Source organism: Desulfovibrio sp. 1214_IL3152 (genome assembly GCF_036763055.1).
Lineage (GTDB): Bacteria > Desulfobacterota > Desulfovibrionia > Desulfovibrionales > Desulfovibrionaceae > Desulfovibrio.
Genome location: NZ_JBAIYW010000274.1, coordinates 1 through 1,696, shown reverse-complemented (window position 1 = coordinate 1,696; position 1,696 = coordinate 1). Strand labels below are relative to the sequence as shown.

The following is a 1,696-nucleotide window of genomic DNA, read 5'->3' as shown; positions in this document are numbered from 1 at the left end:
GGCGCCAACTACGAACTGGCCAAGGAACACGGCTTTGATCCGGTTTCCGCTGCTGAGGCCGCCGCCCAGGCCGACCTGATTATGCTTCTGCTGCCCGACGAAGTGCAGGCCGCCGTTTACGAAAACGACATCAAGCCCAACCTTTCCAAAGGCAAGGCCCTGCTGTTCGCCCACGGCTTCAACATCCACTTCGGCCAGATCCAGCCGCCCAAGGATGTGGACGTATTCCTCATCGCTCCCAAGGGTCCCGGCCACCTGGTGCGCCGCACCTACACCGAGGGCGGCGGCGTACCCTGCCTCGTGGCTATTGAGCAGGACGCCACCGGCAAGGCCCTTCAGATGGCCCTGGCGTATGCCAAGGGTGTGGGCGGCGCGCGCTCCGGCGTCATTGAAACCACCTTCCGCGAAGAAACTGAAACCGACCTCTTCGGCGAGCAGGCCGTGCTGTGCGGCGGTGTTTCCGCACTGATCAAGGCCGGCTTTGAAACCCTGGTGGAAGCCGGTTACCAACCTGAAATGGCCTACTTTGAATGCCTGCATGAAATGAAACTCATTGTGGACCTCATGTACGAAGGCGGCCTTTCGCGCATGCGCTACTCCATCAGCAACACCGCTGAATACGGCGACTACGTCACCGGCCCCCGCCTGATCACCGATGAGGTGAAAAAAGAGATGAAGGCCGTGCTCAAGGACATCCAGAGCGGCGTGTTTGCGCGCAACTTCATTCTTGAGGCCCGCGCCAAGTATCCCATGTTTCTTACCACCCGCCGCAACGAATCTGAACATCAGATCGAAAAAGTGGGCAAAGAACTGCGCAGCATGATGCCCTGGCTCAAGAAAGACAAAAAGGACTAGTGCAATTTTTTTTGAAATTGCACCAGCGGCTGCGTGAGCAGCCGCCCGCAAGTACAAACGGCCATCCTTCCGGGTGGCCGTTTTTTTGCGCGGCAGTCTGGCAGTGAACAGACGCCCGCCACGCCGTTGCGTTCACCAGTTGTGCGTTTGCGTCTTTTCTCATAACCTGATACGAAAAACCGTGGCTTTGCACGTGGTTCGCTCCGGCGGCACGACCAGCGGCCACCATACCGCGTACTGGCGACAAATCCCGCCCTTCCGGCCCCGGAGCCGATTGTTCCTAACCCCATGAGGTCGCGCATGGCTGCCCAAAACGCCCATGAAAATACTGAAGAAATCATCGACCTGACAGAACTTATCGAAAAAGGCGAGGTTCCGGCGGCCAACGAACAGGCCGAACAGGCCGAACCCGCTCAAACTGATGATGACCAGAATGGTCTGCATTCGCATATGCGCAGCCTGAATGAAGAAGGCCGCCAGACCGATGCGGAAATTGACGACCTGCTGGCGCAGATGGAAGCCAGGGACGATAACGAAGATTTTCCCGCCGAAGGCGAAATGTCATTCGCTGCGGCTGCCGATACAGCAACAGACAACACAGCGGCTCAGCAGGCCGACAAGCCTGCCGGGGCAGAAACTGCCGTTGCGCCCGGCGGCCACATTGTGGACCCCAACGAAAAACTGCACATGCCCGGCATGGGTGACGTTGACAATCTACTGAATTCTCTTGATATTCCGCCGCAGCCGCCGCAGCGTACCACGAAACCCCAGTCCCCCCGGCACACAGATGCCGCCGTGGATCAGATGCTGGACGGCCTGACGGGAGCGGCATGCCCCGTAA

The 1,696-nt window shown here is 58.9% G+C and carries 1 protein-coding gene and 1 pseudogene; both read left to right on the top strand.

The window, feature by feature from the left end; translation table 11 throughout:
• Positions 1–855: ketol-acid reductoisomerase (gene ilvC, locus V6C07_RS05860; protein WP_333535428.1), on the top strand; the 855-nt coding region annotated here is incomplete at its 5' end.
• Positions 856–1,155: 300 nt separating this feature from the next.
• A pseudogene (locus tag V6C07_RS05855) lies at positions 1,156–1,696 on the top strand (hypothetical protein); the annotation flags it as partial.